At 67.8% G+C, this 17,115-nt stretch carries 14 protein-coding genes; 2 read left to right on the forward strand and 12 right to left on the reverse strand.

Annotated features, from left to right (window positions below; translation table 11 throughout):
* Positions 1-16 precede the first annotated feature (16 nt).
* Positions 17-391, forward strand: a complete 375-nt coding sequence (locus tag AACX88_RS07060) for a hypothetical protein (RefSeq protein WP_339392337.1) — start codon at positions 17-19, stop codon at positions 389-391.
* Positions 392-1,236: 845 nt separating this feature from the next.
* Entirely contained in the window at positions 1,237-2,361 is a 1,125-nt protein-coding gene (locus AACX88_RS07065) for an NAD(P)/FAD-dependent oxidoreductase (protein WP_339392338.1), read from the forward strand.
* A 148-nt stretch (positions 2,362-2,509) separates the two neighbouring features.
* Here the strand turns inward: AACX88_RS07065 and AACX88_RS07070 are convergent, their stop codons facing one another.
* The 12 genes from AACX88_RS07070 to AACX88_RS07125 all read right to left on the reverse strand — a co-directional run bounded on the left by AACX88_RS07070 (position 2,510) and on the right by AACX88_RS07125 (position 17,072).
* Positions 2,510-2,905 (reverse strand): universal stress protein, encoded by a 396-nt coding sequence (locus AACX88_RS07070; RefSeq protein ID WP_259801324.1) that lies wholly within the window; start codon positions 2,903-2,905, stop codon positions 2,510-2,512.
* A gap of 136 nt (positions 2,906-3,041) precedes the next feature.
* Complete coding sequence (locus AACX88_RS07075) at positions 3,042-4,472, reverse strand: APC family permease (protein ID WP_339392339.1); 1,431 nt, start codon at positions 4,470-4,472, stop codon at positions 3,042-3,044.
* A gap of 30 nt (positions 4,473-4,502) precedes the next feature.
* Positions 4,503-5,225, reverse strand: a complete 723-nt coding sequence (locus AACX88_RS07080) for a type 1 glutamine amidotransferase (protein WP_339392340.1) — start codon at positions 5,223-5,225, stop codon at positions 4,503-4,505.
* A complete protein-coding gene (locus tag AACX88_RS07085) occupies positions 5,222-6,325 on the reverse strand; it encodes a dipeptidase (RefSeq protein WP_339392341.1) in 1,104 nt (367 codons plus the stop codon). Before AACX88_RS07085 ends, AACX88_RS07080 begins: the two co-directional genes overlap by 4 nt.
* A gap of 87 nt (positions 6,326-6,412) precedes the next feature.
* Positions 6,413-7,564, reverse strand: a complete 1,152-nt coding sequence (locus AACX88_RS07090; RefSeq protein ID WP_339392342.1) for a DUF819 family protein — start codon at positions 7,562-7,564, stop codon at positions 6,413-6,415.
* Between the two features lie 52 nt (positions 7,565-7,616).
* Positions 7,617-8,528 carry a serine hydrolase gene (locus AACX88_RS07095; RefSeq protein WP_339392343.1) on the reverse strand — a complete coding sequence of 304 codons (912 nt, stop codon included), beginning with the start codon at positions 8,526-8,528 and terminating at the stop codon, positions 7,617-7,619.
* A 19-nt stretch (positions 8,529-8,547) separates the two neighbouring features.
* Positions 8,548-9,618, reverse strand: coding sequence for a S66 peptidase family protein (locus tag AACX88_RS07100; RefSeq protein WP_339392344.1), 1,071 nt, complete (start codon positions 9,616-9,618; stop codon positions 8,548-8,550).
* Positions 9,615-11,378: an ATP-binding cassette domain-containing protein gene (locus tag AACX88_RS07105; protein WP_339392345.1), complete on the reverse strand. Its 1,764-nt coding sequence runs from the start codon at positions 11,376-11,378 to the stop codon at positions 9,615-9,617. Before AACX88_RS07105 ends, AACX88_RS07100 begins: the two co-directional genes overlap by 4 nt.
* Positions 11,375-12,337 (reverse strand): ABC transporter permease, encoded by a 963-nt coding sequence (locus tag AACX88_RS07110; protein WP_339392346.1) that lies wholly within the window; start codon positions 12,335-12,337, stop codon positions 11,375-11,377. Before AACX88_RS07110 ends, AACX88_RS07105 begins: the two co-directional genes overlap by 4 nt.
* Complete coding sequence (locus tag AACX88_RS07115) at positions 12,337-13,425, reverse strand: ABC transporter permease (protein WP_339392347.1); 1,089 nt, start codon at positions 13,423-13,425, stop codon at positions 12,337-12,339. Before AACX88_RS07115 ends, AACX88_RS07110 begins: the two co-directional genes overlap by 1 nt.
* Positions 13,426-13,591: 166 nt before the next feature.
* Positions 13,592-15,436: an ABC transporter substrate-binding protein gene (locus AACX88_RS07120; RefSeq protein WP_339392348.1), complete on the reverse strand. Its 1,845-nt coding sequence runs from the start codon at positions 15,434-15,436 to the stop codon at positions 13,592-13,594.
* Between the two features lie 58 nt (positions 15,437-15,494).
* Complete coding sequence (locus tag AACX88_RS07125; RefSeq protein ID WP_339392349.1) at positions 15,495-17,072, reverse strand: type III PLP-dependent enzyme domain-containing protein; 1,578 nt, start codon at positions 17,070-17,072, stop codon at positions 15,495-15,497.
* Positions 17,073-17,115 lie beyond the last annotated feature (43 nt).

Here is a 17,115-nt window from a genome sequence, read left to right on the forward strand (position 1 = left end):
TAAGGTCGTTTTGCTTGTGAGCCTCGAACTCACTCATCTGCTTGTGTTCCACTGCCAGCCATTCGAGGGGGTCGTCGCGATCCGCCCGGGAGAGGTCCGACCCGGCGGCCCGGCCATCAGCGGACACGCCTCCGCCATCGTCTCTGGCCCGGTCACCGATTTCGGCTCCGCCACTGGCACCGAATCCATCACCGGGATCGGCGTCGACCGCCTTCCTCCTGGCTTCCTCCGCGCGTTCGCGTTCCTCGTCCTTCTGCGCCATCCAGGCATCCCGTTCGGCGTCGATCTCAGCTGCGCGCTTCTTCAGCGCTTCCTGCATCTCGAGGTCGTCCGGCGGAGCAAGCGGATCGAGCCTGCGTGTCGGCGCCGGCTCGGAAGGGTGTCCTGGTAGCTCCGAAGGATCAAGCCCGGAACTCTCCAGCGCTTCCCGTCCTGGGATCTCACTGCTGAACGGAACTGCGCTGTCTCCGCATGCGCCGGGCGACCGAAAGCCCGGAGTGCCGAGCCTGCGGCGACCTCCGCGCTTATCGCGCCTGCGATCTGGGGTGAGAGTCATGACCTCCGAATCCGTTCCCGAGCACGTCCTTGTGTGACCTATGCTACTCCCATGAATTCAGTTTGTATAGATGTTTGTTCTACTTTTTTCGATATCTTTTTCTCGTTTGAATTCAGTAGATGATCGACTTCGAGAACCATTCCGGTCCGGATTGAAGGCGCCGTCGACTCGTCTGATCAGGGTGCGAGAGCGGGGTCTTTGCTATTACTGCAAACACGTTTGCGCCCCATTTCACCGCTGGACCACACTGGGCGATGTCGGCTCATCAGGTTCTCGCCTCCGGGTGGCCTCCCGATGGGCTGACAGTCCACCGCCAGCCGATCCGACACCCGCGATCCGCAGTTCGTCCGCCCCCGGCCGGCTGGCCAACCGCCGTACTACCCGAGCCGGTCGAACCACTCAGCCGGCCGCACCGCTCCAGTCAGTCGAAACATCACAACCAGTCGAACCACTCTGGCCGGTCCTACCGACCTAACCGTCTCGGACCAGCCGTCCCATCCCGAACCGGTGCGACCAGCACCGTCCGGAGTTGTGCCACCGCACGACGGCAACCCCGCACCAGCCAGCCGACTACACCATCCCAGCCGACCCGATCAGTCCCGCACATATCGACTTCCACCCGTCCGAGCCCATCGCGACCACCTGACAGAGTTCCCTACGCACACATCGAGGAGACGATCATGACCCCCACACATCAGACACCGCCAGATTCGACGACGGCTCCACCCTCCGGGGCCAGCGCGTCCACCGAGGCCAGCGCACCCACTGAGTCCGGTGCATCCACCGAGACCAGCGCAACCACTGAGACCAGAGCCCCCACCCCGATCACCGCCGAGGTGGCCGTCGTCGGCGGTGGAGCCGCCGGGCTGGCCGCCGCGATCGCGTTGGCTCGTTCGCTGCGCCGAGTCGTCGTCATCGATGCCGGCCAACCGCGGAATCGCACGAGTGCCCATGCGCACAACCTCCTCGGCAACGAGGGCATCAATCCGCTCGACCTCGTCGACAAGGGCCGCTCCGAGGCGGAGAGCTACGGCGTCACCTTCGTCGACGACACGGTGACCACTGCCGTCGCGCTCGATGGGGGTTCCTCCCCCGCCGAGGTGACCGCGGCCGGCCGCGCGACCAACCGTCCCGCGTTCGCACTCGACACGGCAGGCGGGATCCGTGTCCAGGCGCAGCACCTCATCATCGCCACCGGCCTCACCGACGAACTGCCCGACATCCCCGGACTCGCCGAAGGCTGGGGCGACACCGTCCTCCACTGCCCCTACTGCCACGGCTACGAGGTACGAGGGCAGCGGATCGCCGTGATCGGCACGACCGCGCTCTCTTATCACCAAGCCATGATGTTCTCCCAGCTCAGCGACCACATCATGTTCCTCAGGCACGAGGCGCCAGCGCCCTCGGAGGAGCAGGCGGCGATGTTGCGGACGCTCGGCATCGAGTTCGTCGACGCCCGTGTCGACGGCATCAGCCGCAGAGACACAACAACTGAGATCACCGTGGAAGCGGCGACCACCTCGGCGAGAGGACTCACGGTCGATGCGATCGCAGTCGGACCGTTCTTCCGTGTCAACGGTGAGCTGTTCGAACAGCTGGGCGGCACGGTCATCGAGGATCCCAGCGGCATGGGGTCGACGATCCCGACCGATCCCACCGGTCGTACGGACATCCCGGGCGTGTGGGCGGTCGGCAACAGCGCGGACATGTCGGCGATGCTCGGCGCGAGCGCGGCAAGCGGAGTGAAGACCGGTGCGATGGTCAACTACAAGCTCATCCAGAGCCGGCTCGCCGGCGACGAGTGACTGTTCGCAGTGCCGCTCGGCCAAGCCTTGTCAGCCGGGCCAGCCGGCCTGTCTGGCGCGGCCCGCGCCAGGTCGGACCAGCCCACCCACGCAGCGCCGGATCGGCCTAGCGTCGGATCAGCCCGCGCCAGGACGGACCAGCCGAACCTCAGCGGCCGGGCTTGACGCAGAGCACGGGGCACTCGGCGTCGAGGATGACCTTCTGGATCGTCGATCCGAGGAGGAACTTGCCCACCGGGGTCCGCTTCCGGGTGCCGAGCACGATGAGCTCGGCACCCACCTCGGCGGCGGTGTCGACGATCTGCTCCGCCGGATCGAGCTCGCTGCCGGGCGTGCGCACCTCCCCCTTCACCCCGGCGCGGGCGAGCTGGTCGCGCACGGACCGCACCTCAGCCTCGCCGAGGCGGTGGGAATCCTTCCGCACCGACGGGTGGGAGGAGTTGATGACGAGGAGGTCGGTGTCGTTCTTCTTCGCCTCCGCGATCGCCGTGTCGAGGGCCGCGTGACCGGCCGGAGTGTTGACATAGCCCACGATGATGGTCATCGGTTCACCTTCGCATTCGTGTCGGTTCCGCCTCGCTCGGGCGGATGGGTGGGGAGGAAGTGGAGGCCGCTCGCCGCGGCCGGACCGCGACCGCGCGCCACCAGGCGACGGCCGCGCGCCGCCTGACGGACGCCGCTCACGTGAGGTCCTCGGGATGGCGGAAGCGGGTGCTCGAGCCGCGCACCGACCGGTTCCACAGCCAGGTCACGGCCCACAGCACCACGCCGATGCCGATGAGCGCGATCGCGATCTGATACTGGATGAGATCGTCGAGGCGGGCCCACGGTCCGACGAGGAACGCACATGTGAACACACCGACCCACGGCAGCGCGGTCGGCGTCCGGAAGTGCTTGTGATCGACCGACTGCCGACGCAGGATGAGCACGGCGACGTTGACGACGGCGAAGACCGCGAGCAGCAGCAGCGAGGTCGTTCCACCCAGGGAGGCCGTGACGGATTCGGGCAGGATCGTCGTCACCGCGATGATGAGCGCGAACGCGATGAGCGTCGTGAAGACGATCGAGACCCACGGCGAGCGCCGGTTCTTCAGCACCCTGGCGAACACCGGCGGCAGCACGTTCTGCTTCGCCATGCCGTAGAGCAGACGACTGGCCATGAGCATGTTGATCAGCGCCGAGTTCGCGACGGCGAACATCGTCATGAACGGGAAGATCGCATCGATCGGCACCCCCGGGGCACCTGCCCGCACGACGTCGAGCAGGGGCGTCTCGCTCGCGGCCAGCTCGCCGATCGGCACCGCGGCCACCGCGACGATCGAGACGAGCACGTAGATGACCCCGGTGATCGAGAGGCCCGTGAGCATGATCTTCGGGAAGATCTGCGGGTCCTTCGTCTCCTCGACCATGTTCACCGAGTCCTCGAACCCGACCATCGAGAAGAACGCGAGCGCGGTGGCTCCCGTGATCGCCAGGAACACGCTCTTGTCATCGGCCGTCTCGAAGATGATGACGCGCGAGAAGTCCGCGTTTCCCGACCCGAGCGCGAAGAACCCGACGAGGATGACAAGCAGCAGACCGGTGAGCTCGACGAGCGTGAGCACGACGTTGAACCACACGCTCTCCGAGACCCCGCGCAGGTTGATGGCGGCGACGATCGCGAGGAAGCCCAACGCGATCCACATGGTGCCGCTGTCCGGCAGGTCCCAGCCGAAGCCTGCGACCATGTTCGCCGCGAACACGTTCGACGCCGTCGACGCCGAGGTGATGCCCGAGCTGAGCACGGCGAAGGCGACGAGGAAGGTGATGAAGTGGATCCCGAACGCCTTGTGCGTGTACAGCGCGGCACCCGCGGCGCGCGGATACTTCGTCACGAGCTCCATGTACGAACACGCCGTGATCATCGCGACCGCGAACGCGAGGATGACCGGCAGCCAGCCCGCACCGCCGACCTGCCCGGCGACCTTGCCGGTGAGGGCGTACACGCCCGTGCCGAGGATGTCGCCGACGATGAAGAGCAACAGCAGCTTCGGGCCCATCACCCGCTTGAGGGTCTCCGGCTGCTCCGACTCCGCAGCGCCCTCGGCTGTGGTTCTCTCGCTGTGACTCACGATTCCTCCGAACTCATTTCGACAACGTTGTCACGACCGCTCCGGGCGCTGCCCCTCACGGACGACCGCGAGGAATGCGCTGAAGAGCGTCTGAGCCTCGCCGAGGCTGTCCGCCTCCCGCTCGCTCGCCTCTCTCAGGAGTACCTCCTTATTAAACCCCAGCTCAGCGAGGTTCTCGGGATCCCAGCGGGAAATGTTGTCCGAACTCGCCTCCGGATGGAACTGCGTACCCCACGCCCGTCCGACCCGGAACGCCTGGAACCGGCATGCGGGGCTGGTGGCGAGCAGGACCGCCTCGGCGGGCAGATCGACGATCCGATCGACGTGGCTCTCGAGGAACGCCGACCGGGGCGCGACCCCGGCGAACACGGGGTCCTCGGCGGCCGCCTCGGTGAGGTCGATCCACGTGTACCCCTTCTCCGGGGTCCCCGTCCGCGCCCGCACCTCACCGCCGATGACCTGGGCGATGAGCTGCCCGCCGAGGCAGACGCCCAACATCGGCAGGTCCGTGTCCAATCCGCGGCGGACGAGATCGGCTTCGCCTGCGAGCCAGGGTGCGCGGTCGGTCTCGTCGGGCATGTAGCCCCCGCCGAGGAGGATGAGCCCGTCGTACGCTGTCAGCTCGGCCTTTGTGGGCACACCCGAGACCGAGCCGATGCGCACGTCGAACTCGACGCCTGCCCGGATCATCCAGTTCGCGAAGTTCCCGAGGTGGGAGTCGACGTCGTTGACGATGACGAGGATGCGGGTCACGATTCCCCCAGGAATCCCACGTATGCGTCCTCGTGCGCGTCGAGCACGCGGAAGGCGTTGTCGAAGCCGAGCTTGCGCAGGTCGGCTGGGGACCAACCTCGGCGGGAGAGCTCTGCGAAGAGATTCGGGCACGCGCCGGCGTTCTCGAGGCCGATGGGCAGTTCGTCGACGCCGCAGATGTCCCCGCCGAGGCCGACGTGGTCGATGCCGATGCGTTCGCGCACGTAGTCGCAGTGGTCGGCGACATCGGCCACGGTCACCTCGGGGGCGGGCCCGTTCTCCCCGGCCTCAGCCCAGTCCCAGCGTTCGCGGGAGACGAACGAGGGCACGAACGTCATCATCGCCACCCCGCCGTTGCCGGGCAGCCGGTCGAGGACGTCGTCGGGGATGTTGCGCGGATGGGGGTTGAGGGTGCCGGCGCACGAGTGGCTGAAGATCACCGGGAGGGTGGAGAGGTCGAGGGCCTGGTGCATGACGGTGGGTGCGACGTGGGAGAGGTCGACGATCATGCCGGTCCGGTTCATCTCCGCCACGACCTCGCGGCCGAAGGCGCTGAGCCCGCCGTGCCGGGGCTCATCGGTCGCCGAGTCCGCCCACGAATGCGTCGTCGACCACGTCAGTGTCATGTAGCGCGCCCCGGCACGTCCGTAGCTGCGGAGCATCGCCAGGGAGTCGTCGATCTGCTGTCCGCCCTCGACGCCCATGAGCGAGGCGACACGGCCGGAGTCTCGGGCGTCGGCCACCTCGGCGGCGGTGCGGGTGAAGCGCAGGCGTTCGGGGTAGGCGGCGACGAAGCGGCGGACCGCGTCGATCTGCTCCCACGTCGCGACGACGGCATCGGCGCCGGTGATCGAGGAATGGACGTATACCGACCAGAACTGCGCCGCGACGCGGCCGTCGCGCAGCTGGTCCATCGTCGTGAACGGCGAGAACTGCGGGTCGTTCAGCCCCTCGACGCTGTAGTCGCGCTCCTCCCGCAGCCACCACGCGAGGTCGTTGTGTCCGTCGAAGACGTCGACGTCCGTGGGGGCGGTTGGCGTTGGGGTGGTAGGCGTTGGGGTCGCGGAGGCGGTTGAGGTGGTGTCGGTCGTGTCGTTCATGGAGGGTCCTTCCGGTCAGGGTCGAGGGGTCGTTGTGCTCAGGGTACGCGGCGGCTGCTCTCCCGGCCGCCCCGCACCTCACCCGCCTCATCCGAGTGCCGACATGATCTGCGCCGAGGCGAGGCCGAGGAACGTGCCGAGGAACGTGCCCATGAGCGCGAAGAGCACCCCGACCGGCACGAGCTGACGGTTGAACGCCCCCGCCACGACGGGCGCCGAGGCGATGCCGCCGATGTTCGCCGTGCTCGCCACGGCGATGCTGAACAGTTCGGTCTTCGTCAGCTTCGCGTAGACGAGCATGATCGCCGCGTGGACGACGATGACGATGAGACCCGCGACGAGGTAGAGCGGTGCCTGGGTGAGCGAGGTGAAATCCGATCCCGAGGCGATGATGCCGATGATGATGTAGAGCATCATCGTCGCAAGCTCCGACGACCCCCGGATCCGGCCCAACCGCGTCGAGCCGATGGCGAGGCCGAGGACGCTGACGATGAGGATCGTCCACGTCGACGCATTGATGACGGTCCCCACTTCGGGCAGGAGTTCTCCGGCCTGGATCGCCAGCGCTGAGACGAGGAGCGCGAAGCCGAGGAGACCGAACAGGGCCGGCAGGGTCAGGGGCGCTTCGTCCTCGTCGTCCGCCTCGGCGACGGAGAGCTTCGAGGTATCCGCCTTCGTCCACCGGTCGAAGCGGTCGGAGACGGTGACGGAGGAGAAGATGAGGAGCAGCCAGAACGAGTAGACGACGGTGTCGACGATGAGCACGTAGCCGAAGACGTCCTCGGGGGCTTGGAGGATCTCCTGCACGGCGACCATGTTCGCCGACCCGCCCGTCCACGAGGCGTTGAGGGCACCGAGCGCCTTCCACGCCTCCGGGTCGAGGACCGACCGGAGGATGAGGTAGGCGACGAGGAATCCCACGACGATGCTCGCCGCCGTAACGGCGAAGGTGAGCAGCAGCTTGGGTCCGAGCCGGATGATCTGCCGCAGGTCGCACTTGAAGAGCAGGAGCAGGATCATCGCCGGCAGCAGGGCGGTGCGCAGGCCGTCGCCGACCGCGGTGACCGACTCCGAATGGTCGAAGACGCCGATCGTGTTGAGCAGGGCGGCGATGATGTAGAGGAAGACGAAGCCGGGAACGTAGGCGAAGATCCGGAACCTGCCGCTGTGGCCGGCGATGACGAGGCCGGCGGAGATCGCGATGAGGACGCTGATGAAGAGGAAGCCGTCGGAGATCATGTGCTGCTTTCGATGTTGGGGATGGGTTCAGGGGCTGCGGGTGCGAGAGCCGTCACAGGAATCGGTGGATCGCCTCGCCGGCCTCGCGCATGATCGGCATGACCTCGACGACGCGGTCCGTCCCCTTCTCCCAGTTCGCGAACACCGCATAGGCGACCCGGCGCCGAGGTGTCATGACGATCCCCGCATCCGCGCGGATCGAGCTGTCCGTCCCGGTCTTGTTCCACACCCACACGTCCCGCTGATAGTTGTAGTGGGCGAGCGGGTCGAGGTCGAACGCCGAGGCGACCATCGAAGTGTCCGCGCCGGCACCCAGCCAGCGGCGGAAGACCTCGTTCGTCGACTCGTCCCAGAACTCGTCCTTCGCGTGCCTGGCCATGAAGTCGCTGAGTTCTGCGGCGGTGCCCGTCGACAGGGTCCGCGGCGCCTGCGCCGGGCGCGGCCAGCGGAGGAAGTCGTGGAGTCCGGAGTTCCGATAGCCGAGTTCGGCGACCTGCGCCGCGACGGTCTCGAGCCCGACCCTTCGGATGAGGACGTTCGTTGCGAAGTTGTCGCTGAAGGCTCCGATGAGCACGGCGATGTCGTAGATGCTCAGGCTCTCCTGCTCCATGAGGTACCAGATGCCCGACTCGTCGACGCGTTCCGAGGGCCGACGCTGCAGCTGCTCGCCGAGGTCGAGCCTCCCGTCGACCATCATCTGCAGGGTCGTATGGAGGAGGAACACCTTGCCCATGCTCGCGGTGTCGAGCTCGTCGTCCGCGTGGTGGGCGAACACCCGCTCATCGGTGTCGACGTCGAAGGCGAGCGCGCTGAAGCGCACCCCCGGCAGCCGACCGAAGTCGACCTCCCCGACAGATGTCTCAGAACTCTGGCCTTCGGTGCTCCGGTCCTTGGTGCTCCGGTCCTCGGTGCTCTGGCCATCAGCGCTCTGGTCGTCGGCACCCGCAGTCGTCTCCCCGGTCATCGTCACATCTCCTTCTCGTTCACTCATCACGGCCCCGCACCCACAGTCGCGGCCGCTCACCGACCTGCGCGTCGAGCGTCACCTCGACTCCGAGCGGTGCGCTCGGCGCATCGGGGTGGTGTCCGAATCCCATCTCGGAGACGATCGGCATCCCCCTGTCGCCGAGGAAGTCGAGGACGAGCGCTTCGACCTCGGCGATCGGGGCGCAGTCGACCCACGATCCGAGGACGACGGCATCCGCCGAGGCGAACCACCCGCCCCGGTCGAGCTGCAGGAGGAGGTTGTCGAGCCGGTAGAGCTCCTCGTCGACGTCCTCGAGCAGCGCGATCGTCGGCCCGCGCCGCCCACGTGCCTCACGGACACCTGCGAGTTCGGGACTGCCCATGCCGGCGCCGATGAGGCTGAGGTTGCCGCCGGTCAGTCGTCCCGTCGCCGTTCCGGGCACGAGTGTGTGCGGCACGGCGTCCCGCGGCGATTCCCCGGACGCTGAGTGTCGATTTCCGCGCGCAGAATCGACACTCAGCGTCCGGGATCTCCGCGCTGCGTCGTCTTCTGCCGCCGGGAAGCCGAGTTCGCGGCCGGCCCAGGGTGCGAAGAGCCACGAGGCCACCTCGGCGGGGACGACGGCGGAGTCCTTGAACGGCGCGTTGCCGGGCATCGGGCAGAACAGCGTCGCCACGCCGAGGTGGTGGTCCCACGCCTGGTGGAGGGCGGTGATGTCGGAGGAGCCGGTGAGCAGCTTCGGCCGTCCGTCGGGCCGCAGTCCGTGGCGGCGCAGCTGCGCGAAGTCGAGACCGTCGATGAGCCGCATCGCCCCGTAGCCGCCGCGCAGGGCGATGACCGCCGCGGCGGCCGGGTCGCACCACGCTTCGACGAGGTCTGCCCGTCGCTGCTCGTCGGTGCCGGCCAGGTAGCTCACGTGCGGGTGCCGGGCGCGGACGTGCTCGCCGAGGACGACGTTCAGCCCCCATCCTTCGAGGACGGAGACGGCCCGCTGCAGGGAATCCTCGTCGGTGGGCCCCGACGGAGCGATGAGGCGGACGACGTCGCCGGGGACCAGCGGCGCCGATTCGAGGTACGGGCTGCTCATCCGAGCCCGGTCCCACGCGTTCGACCTTCCGACACCTCGGCCCCGTGAGCACCAGGTCCCTCACCCGAGCCTCCGGTGCCGACCAGATGCCGGCCACCGACCAGGCCCCGACTGCCAACGAGGCTCTGGCTGCCGAGCTGAGGCACCGCCGCGAGCAGTTCGCGCGTATAGGCGTGCTGGGGATCAGCGAGGACCTCGTCGACGGGTCCGTACTCGACGATCTCTCCGTGCTTCATCACGGCCACCGTATCAGCGATGTTCCATGCCAGACCGAGGTCGTGGGTGATGATGAGTGCGCTCATCCCGAGGTTCTTCCGCAGCGCCAGGAACAGGGAGAGGATCTCCCCGCGCACGGAGGCGTCGAGGGAGGCGACCGGCTCGTCGGCGATGAGCACCTGCGGGTCGAGGGCGAGTGCGCCGGCGATGACGACGCGCTGGCGCTGCCCGCCGGAGAGCTCCTGCGGAATCGACTCGATAAAGTCGGCGGCCGGAGTGAGCTCGGCGGCTTCGAGAGCGGCTATGACCCGGGCATGTTCGTCGTCTCGGATGTTCTGCACCTGCAGGCCCTCGGCGACGGCTTCATAGACGCTGCGCTTCGGGTTGAGCGAGCCCGACGGATCCTGGAGCACCATCTGCACCTGCCGCCGGAACGCCCGCAGCTCCTTCGCCTTCCTCGGCAGGGGCCTGCCTGAGAAGAGGACCTGCGAACCCGGGTCGGTCTCTTGGAGGCCGAGCAGCGACCGGGCGAGCGTCGTCTTTCCCGACCCCGACTGCCCGACGACGGCGAGGATCTCGGCCCGTCGCAGGGCGAGGTCGACTCCGTGGACCGCGCGTTCAGGACCCTGCCTGGTCTGGAAGGTCACGTTCAGGTCCTTCGCCTCGAGGACCACCTCGTCGGTCATCGTCATCGGTTCGGCCACACGCACCTCGGCGGGTTTGGCCGTCCGCGGACGCAGCCGCGATTCGGGGTCCCCGATCTGCGGGAACGCCCCGGCGAGCTGCTTCGTGTACTCCTCCTGCGGGCGCCGGCACACTTCGTCGCTGGGCCCGTATTCGACGAGCCGGCCGTGGCGCATGATCGCGAGGTTCTCGCATACGGCGGAGAGCACGGCGAGGTCGTGGCTGATCATGAGCAGCGAGATGCCGCGCTCGGCGACGAGGGCGGCCAGACCGGTGAGGATCTGCTTCTGGACGATGACGTCGAGGGCGGTCGTCGGTTCGTCGGCGATGATGATGTCGGGTTCGCAGGCCAGCGCCATCGCGATCATGATCCGCTGCTTCTGCCCGCCGGAGAGCTCGTGCGGGTAGGCCTCGGCCTTGCCCGGATCGAGGTCGACCTCGGCGAGGAGCTCGAGCATCCTGGCCTGCCGCAGTTCCGGGGTCGTCCACGTCCCCTTCGCATGATGGCTCAGCGCTTCGACGATCTGCCGCCCCACCTTGCGGACGGGGTTGAGCGAATGGAGCGCGCCCTGGAAGACGATCGAGGCCTGCGCCCACCTCACGGCCCGGATCTCGCCGAAGCTGAGGTCCGCGATGTCCTTCCCGCCGAGGCGGACGTGGCCTTCCAGCCTGGCCGACTTCGGCAGCAGCCGCAGGGCCGACATGACCAGCGTCGACTTCCCCGACCCGGATTCGCCGGCGATCCCCAGCGTGGAGCCCGAGGGCAGGTCGAGGCTGACGTCGATGACCGCGGGCACGTCGCCGCGGGATGACGAGGAGCGGTAGGTGATCGAGACGTCCTCGAAGCGGAGATCGGTCATCGGCGGCTCCTCAGGGTCGGGTTGATGATGGCTTCGAGCGCACGGCCGACCATCGTGAAGGCGAGGACGACGAGGAGGATCGCGATGCCCGGGGGAAGCACGTACCACCAGTACCCCGAGGTCGCCGCCGAGGCGTCCATCGAGTTCTTCAGGATCGTGCCCCAGGACTCCTTGCTCGTGTCCCCGAGGCCGAGGAACGCGAGCGTCGATTCGGCGATGATCGCGCTGCCGACGGTCAGGGTCGTGTTCGCGAGCACGAGCGGCATCACCGAGGGCAGGAGGTGCTTGAAGAGGATGTGCTTATGTCCGGCGCCGAGGATGCGGGCCCGCTCGATGTAGAGCCGGGACTCGACGCTGAGCGTCTGGGCCCGCACGATCCTGGCCGTCGACGCCCACGAGGTGATGCCGATGGCGATGACGATCGTGAACACTCCCCGGTCGAGGACCGTGGAGAGGACGATCGCCAGCAGCAGCGAGGGCAGGACGAGGAAGAAGTCGATGAGACGCATGACGATCGCCCCGACGATGCCTGTGAAGTGCCCTGCGGCCAGACCCATGATCGTGCCGATGACCATCGACATCAGGGTCGCTGCGACCCCGACGAGGAGGGACACGCGGGAGCCCCAGACGATGCGTGCCCAGATCTCCCGCCCGAAGTCGTCGGTGCCCAACGGATGGGCGAGGCTGGGCGGGGCGTACTTCGGCACATCGAGCTGCTTCGTCACGTCGAGCATCGAGGCCGGGGCGATGACCGGAGCGAAGATCGCCATGAGCACGAAGATCAGCAGCACGATCGCGCCGATCATCGCCGGGGTGTCCGTGCGGAACGCGTGCCAGTTGCGCCGGAGGCTCGCCAGGCGGCGTTCGCGCACGAGCCTGCTGCCGTCGACGGCCGGCGTACGGGGCTGCGGGGACGGTGGGGAGCCGGGGGCCGCCTCGGCGGGGATGTCCTTGCTCATCATGCCCTCCTCACTCTCGGATCGAGGAAACGGTAGACGAGGTCGGCGGCGAGATTCATGACGATGATGAGCGCGGAGAACACGACGAACGTGCCCTGGAGCAGCGGCAGGTCGGGGCCGCTGATCGCGTCGAACGTGAGTTTGCCCAGCCCCGGCCAGGAGAACACCGCTTCGACGGTCACGGCTCCGGCGATGAGTCCGCCGAGGTGGAGGAAGACGACCGTGACCGTGGGCAGGAGGGCGTTGGGGACGGCGTGTCGGCGGCGCACCTCGTCCTCGGTCAGGCCCTTCGCGCGGGCGGTCGTGAGGTAGTCCTCGGTCATCTCCTCGATGAGGGAGGCGCGCATGACCATGAGGAACTGCGCGTAGACGACGGCGACGAGGGTGACGACGGGCAGGATGAGGTGTTCGGCGACGTCGAGGATCCCCGCCGGCGACCACGGGTCGAGGCCGGGGGTGATCATGCCGCCGGTCGGCAGCCATTGCAGGGTGCCGCCGAAGACCATGAGGAGGATGAGTCCGAGCCAGAAGGTGGGCACCGACCAGAGGACGAGCGCCGTCGACGAGGCGAGACGGTCGAAGAGCGAATTGCGCCGCCATGCCGAGACCTGGCCGAGCCACAGCCCAAGCGCGATCGCGATGACCGCGGCGGTGCCGGTGAGCAGCAGGGTGGGGCCGAGGTACTCGCCGATGAGGGCGGCGACGGGTTTGCGGTAGACATAGGATTCGCCGAGGTTGCCCGTGACGATGCCGACGAGGTAGTCCCAGAACTGGACGATGAGCGGTTTGTCGAGGCCGTACTGGCTGCGCAGCTCGGCGATCTGGGCCGGGCTCATCGGCCGTTCCTTCGCGATCTTGAGCACGGGGTCGCCGGGCAGCATGCGGAAGGCGAAGAAGCCGAGGACGACGACGAGGACCATCGAGATCGCCGCGCCGCCGAGTTTGCGCAGGAAGTAGCGGGCGAAGGAGACGCCCTTCGGCGGCTCGTCGACGTCGGCCCGGACCTCGAGCGCGGACGCGGCGGTGAGGTCGTCGGAGGCCTCGGCGGGAGCTCCTCGGTCGGGCGGGTTGTCGGTGGGTGAAGTCACTGCTCAGCTCCTCAACGGGTGTCCCGGGCGGCGCGGCCGCGATGTGCGGTGTGCCACGGCGGTGCGGGTTGCGCAGCCGCGGCGTGCAGTGCGGGCGTTGAAGTGCACCACTCCTCGCGCACCCTGCGGTTCGCCCACAGCAGCCGCGCCGCCCGGGACATGGGGACTATTCGCGGTCGTCGGCGTTCCGCTTCCGCGTCGCGAACCAGAGGACTCCGCCACCGCCGACGATGACGGCGACCGCAATGCCGATCCACGCGCCGGCGCTCAGCCCGCCGCCGTCCTCGGAGCCGGTGGATTCGCTCACCGGTTCGACCGAGGTGTAGCCCCAGTAGCCGACCTGGTTGGCGATCGCGCCGCCGTCGGAGGGCTGCTTCGTGAAGCCGGTGAACCTGTCCGAACGGTAGGCCTCGAGCTGGTTGGGGTACCAGAGCACGATCGAGGGGGTGTCCTCGTAGTTCATCGCGAGCGCCTGCTTGACGAGCTCGGCCCGCTTGCCCTGGTCGAGCTCGACGTGCTGAGCCTGGTAGAGCTTGTCGAACTCGGGGTTGCAGTAGCCGTCCTGGGTGGTGCCGCCGTTGCCTTCGGCATCGGGACGGTTGCCGCACGTGTTGATGCTCAGCTGGTAGTCGGGGTCAGGGTTGATCGACCAGCCGGAGAAGTACATGTCGTAGTCGCCCTTGGTCGAGCGTTCGGAGACGGTGTCGGCGTCGCTCGACTCGTTCTTGAGCTGGATGCCGATCTCCTTCATCCACGGTTGCAGGAACTTCGCCGTGTTCTGCTCGATCGGCGCCGAGGCGTCGGTGAGGAATCGGAGTTCGAGCTTCTTCCCGTCCTTCTCGCGGATCCCATCGGAGCCCGGCTTCCAACCGGCCTCGTCGAGCAGCGACTTCGCCTTCTCGACGTCGTAGCCGCTGATCACAGGACTGTCGGCCGGCAGCGCCCACGTCGAGTAGATCGCGGGGATGAAGCTCGTCGCCGGCTGTGCGTAGTCCTGCATGACCTGTTTGCGCAGGGTCTCGAGGTCGATGCCGGCGCGGATGGCCTGGCGGACCCTCTTGTCCTTGAGCGCCTCGTTGCCGGTGCCGAACTCCTTGCCCTTGGCATCGGCGAGTCCGGAGTTGATCGAGATGCTGTTGAAGCGGCGTCCGTTGCCGTCGTTGAGTTCGACGCCCTCGGCGCCTTTGATCGCTGTGAACTGTTCGGGACTCAGTCCCGTGATCATGTCGACCTCGCCCGAGCGGATCGCCTGGACCTGCGCGTCGGAGTTCGTGTAGTAGCGGTACTGGATTCCGTCGACCTTGGGCTTGCCGCGCCAGAAGTTCGGGTTGGCCTTGAGCGTGACCGATTTGTTCGCCTCGTAGCTCACCAGCTGGAACGGTCCCGATCCGACGGTGTTCTTGTCGTTCTTGAATTCTCCGGGCTTGTCGATCTTCGACCACACGTGTTCGGGGACGACGGGGATCTCCTGGCCGGGATTGTTCGCCTGCGCCTTCTTCAGCGTGATGACGACGGTGCCGTCATCGGGGGCTTCGACCTTGGCGAAGTTCTCCACGAGGCTGCCGTTGGCCACGGCCATGTCCTCGTTCTCCATCATCTGCGTGTACGTCCACACGACGTCGTTCGCGGTCAGCGGCTGACCGTCGGACCATTTCATGTTCGGTCGGATCGTGTACGTCCAGACCGTGCCGGAGTCATCGGTCGACCATTCTGTTGCGAGCCCCTCCGTGATCGACCCGTCCTTCGCATCGTTGGCGACGAGGTTCTCGTACATGTACCGGAACGTGTTCGTCGGCAGGAGGTAGAAGGACGTGAACGGGTTGAAGGAGTCGATGAATCCGTCGGTGGCGATCCTCAGCGTCGAGGCGTCGGCGGCACCGGATGACTCGGCGCTCGACGATTCGGGGCTCGTCGACTCCGCCCTGACCGGTGCCGTGGAGAGTCCCACGGTCAGGGCGATCGCGGCGATTCCGGCAAGGGATCTGCGCAGCTGCTTATGGGTGAACATCATTGTCCTTCCGCTCGTTGTCGGGACCTCGTGGACCATAAGTCCAGGTGAGACCCTGCTATTACCTCATAGTAGATTCTTCGCCGCCGATTTTCGGGGACGTCGGCCCGGCTGTGTCCCGGCGCGATCGCAGCGCCGGAGAGCTCGCCTCCTCCCCTGCCTCGGTGAGGAGTTCCGCGATCGTCTGCCCGCGGCGGATGAGGACGAAGTCCAGGCTTCCCTCGCCGAGGCGGTCCCCCGGATCCGTGATCCCGTCCCCTGGCGCGCCCGTCGTCCGGTAGCCGTAGACGGGGACACGGGGCAGAAGATTGTAGGAGAACGGGTTCGAGAAGTAGTACGCGCCCGTGTCGGGGACGGCGACGAGGTCGCCGGCGTCGAGCCGGGGAAGGAGACGGTCCTCGGCGAGAAGATCACCGGCGAAGCAGGCAGGACCCGCGACATCGGTGGCGATCACCTCGGCGGGGTCGTCGGCCTTGGGCCTGCCGTCCGCGGTGAACGGGAGGACGCGCAGGGGCCAGTCGCTCGGGGCATACGCGGTGCGGGTGGCCACCTGGACTCCGGCATGGGTCATCGCGATACGGCGGCCGCCGGTGGTCTTCGCGTACTCGACGCGGGTGAGGATCGTGCCGGCCTTCGCGAGCAGGGACCGGCCGAACTCAGTGATGATGTCGAAGTCGACAAGCCCCGGCACCCGGGCGTCGAGGACCGCACGGTAGTCGGCGAAGGTCGGCGTCACCTCGTCGCCGAAGAAGTTCACCGGCAGTCCCCCGCCGATGTCGATGCCGGTGACCTGCCGACCCTCGGCGCGGACGTTGATCTCGCGGGCAAGGTCGACGGCGGCGGCGACTCCCTCGGCGATCTGGTCGAGGGTCATCCCCTGCGACCCCGAATGGACATGGATCCAGCTCAGCCACGGTCGGGCGAGGAACGCCTCGAGAAGAGCCTCACGCGCACCGGGGTCGGCGAGGCCGATGCCGAACTTCGAGGTCGCCGTCGCAGTGCTCAGCGCCCCGATCTCCCCGACCCCGGTCTGCGGGTTGATCCGCACCCCGATCGCCGAGGCGGTGCCCGGGTACTCCGTGCGCAGCGCATCGAGGCGGTCGAGCTCCTCCCAGTTGTCGACGTTGATCGCGACGCCGAGGTCGAGGGCGCGACGCAGTTCGCTCCTGGTCTTCGCGGGAGAGTCGAAGACGATCCTCTCCGGGGCGAACCCCGCGGCGAGGGCGAGTTCGAGCTCCCCCGGGCTCGCGACCTCGCACCCGGCTCCCGCCTCGGCGAGGAGACGCAGCACGGGCAGCAGCGGCACCGCTTTGCACGCGACGGCGTGGAGGACTGCGGTCTCTGGGGCGAAGGCCGCCGTCAGTGCCGTGAACGCCGCGTCCACCTCGTCGAGGTCGAGCAGACCGATGACGGGCGAGGCGTCACTGAGCGCCGGGACGCCTCCGGGCACCGGGACGCTTCCGGGCGTCGGGACGGAACGATCGGCATAGGCGAGATCGCTGCCGATGCCCTCACGGCCGGCGTCCGAAGCAGAGGCGCGGGCGATCCGTGCGATCGCGAGCGCACGGCGGTGGGAGGGGCTGAAAGCGGCGGGCACCTCGGCGACGGAGGACTGCTGATCGACTGTGCGAGACGGCATACCGCCACTGTAGACGCCCTCACCTGGGCCGATGCGGCGACGA

The sequence above is a fragment of the Brevibacterium metallidurans genome, assembly GCF_037101285.1.
GTDB classification, from domain to species: domain Bacteria; phylum Actinomycetota; class Actinomycetes; order Actinomycetales; family Brevibacteriaceae; genus Brevibacterium; species Brevibacterium metallidurans.

Coding starts and splice junctions, on each gene's coding strand:
- AACX88_RS07070 (WP_259801324.1), bottom strand. CDS start 2,905: ATGACCATCATCGTGGGCTATGTCAACACTCCGGCCGGTCACGCGGCC.
- AACX88_RS07065 (WP_339392338.1), top strand. CDS start 1,237: ATGACCCCCACACATCAGACACCGCCAGATTCGACGACGGCTCCACCC.
- AACX88_RS07100 (WP_339392344.1), bottom strand. CDS start 9,618: ATGAGCAGCCCGTACCTCGAATCGGCGCCGCTGGTCCCCGGCGACGTC.
- AACX88_RS07085 (WP_339392341.1), bottom strand. CDS start 6,325: ATGAACGACACGACCGACACCACCTCAACCGCCTCCGCGACCCCAACG.
- AACX88_RS07095 (WP_339392343.1), bottom strand. CDS start 8,528: ATGACCGGGGAGACGACTGCGGGTGCCGACGACCAGAGCGCTGATGGC.
- AACX88_RS07105 (WP_339392345.1), bottom strand. CDS start 11,378: ATGACCGATCTCCGCTTCGAGGACGTCTCGATCACCTACCGCTCCTCG.
- AACX88_RS07120 (WP_339392348.1), bottom strand. CDS start 15,436: ATGATGTTCACCCATAAGCAGCTGCGCAGATCCCTTGCCGGAATCGCC.
- AACX88_RS07125 (WP_339392349.1), bottom strand. CDS start 17,072: ATGCCGTCTCGCACAGTCGATCAGCAGTCCTCCGTCGCCGAGGTGCCC.
- AACX88_RS07110 (WP_339392346.1), bottom strand. CDS start 12,337: ATGAGCAAGGACATCCCCGCCGAGGCGGCCCCCGGCTCCCCACCGTCC.
- AACX88_RS07090 (WP_339392342.1), bottom strand. CDS start 7,564: ATGATCTCCGACGGCTTCCTCTTCATCAGCGTCCTCATCGCGATCTCC.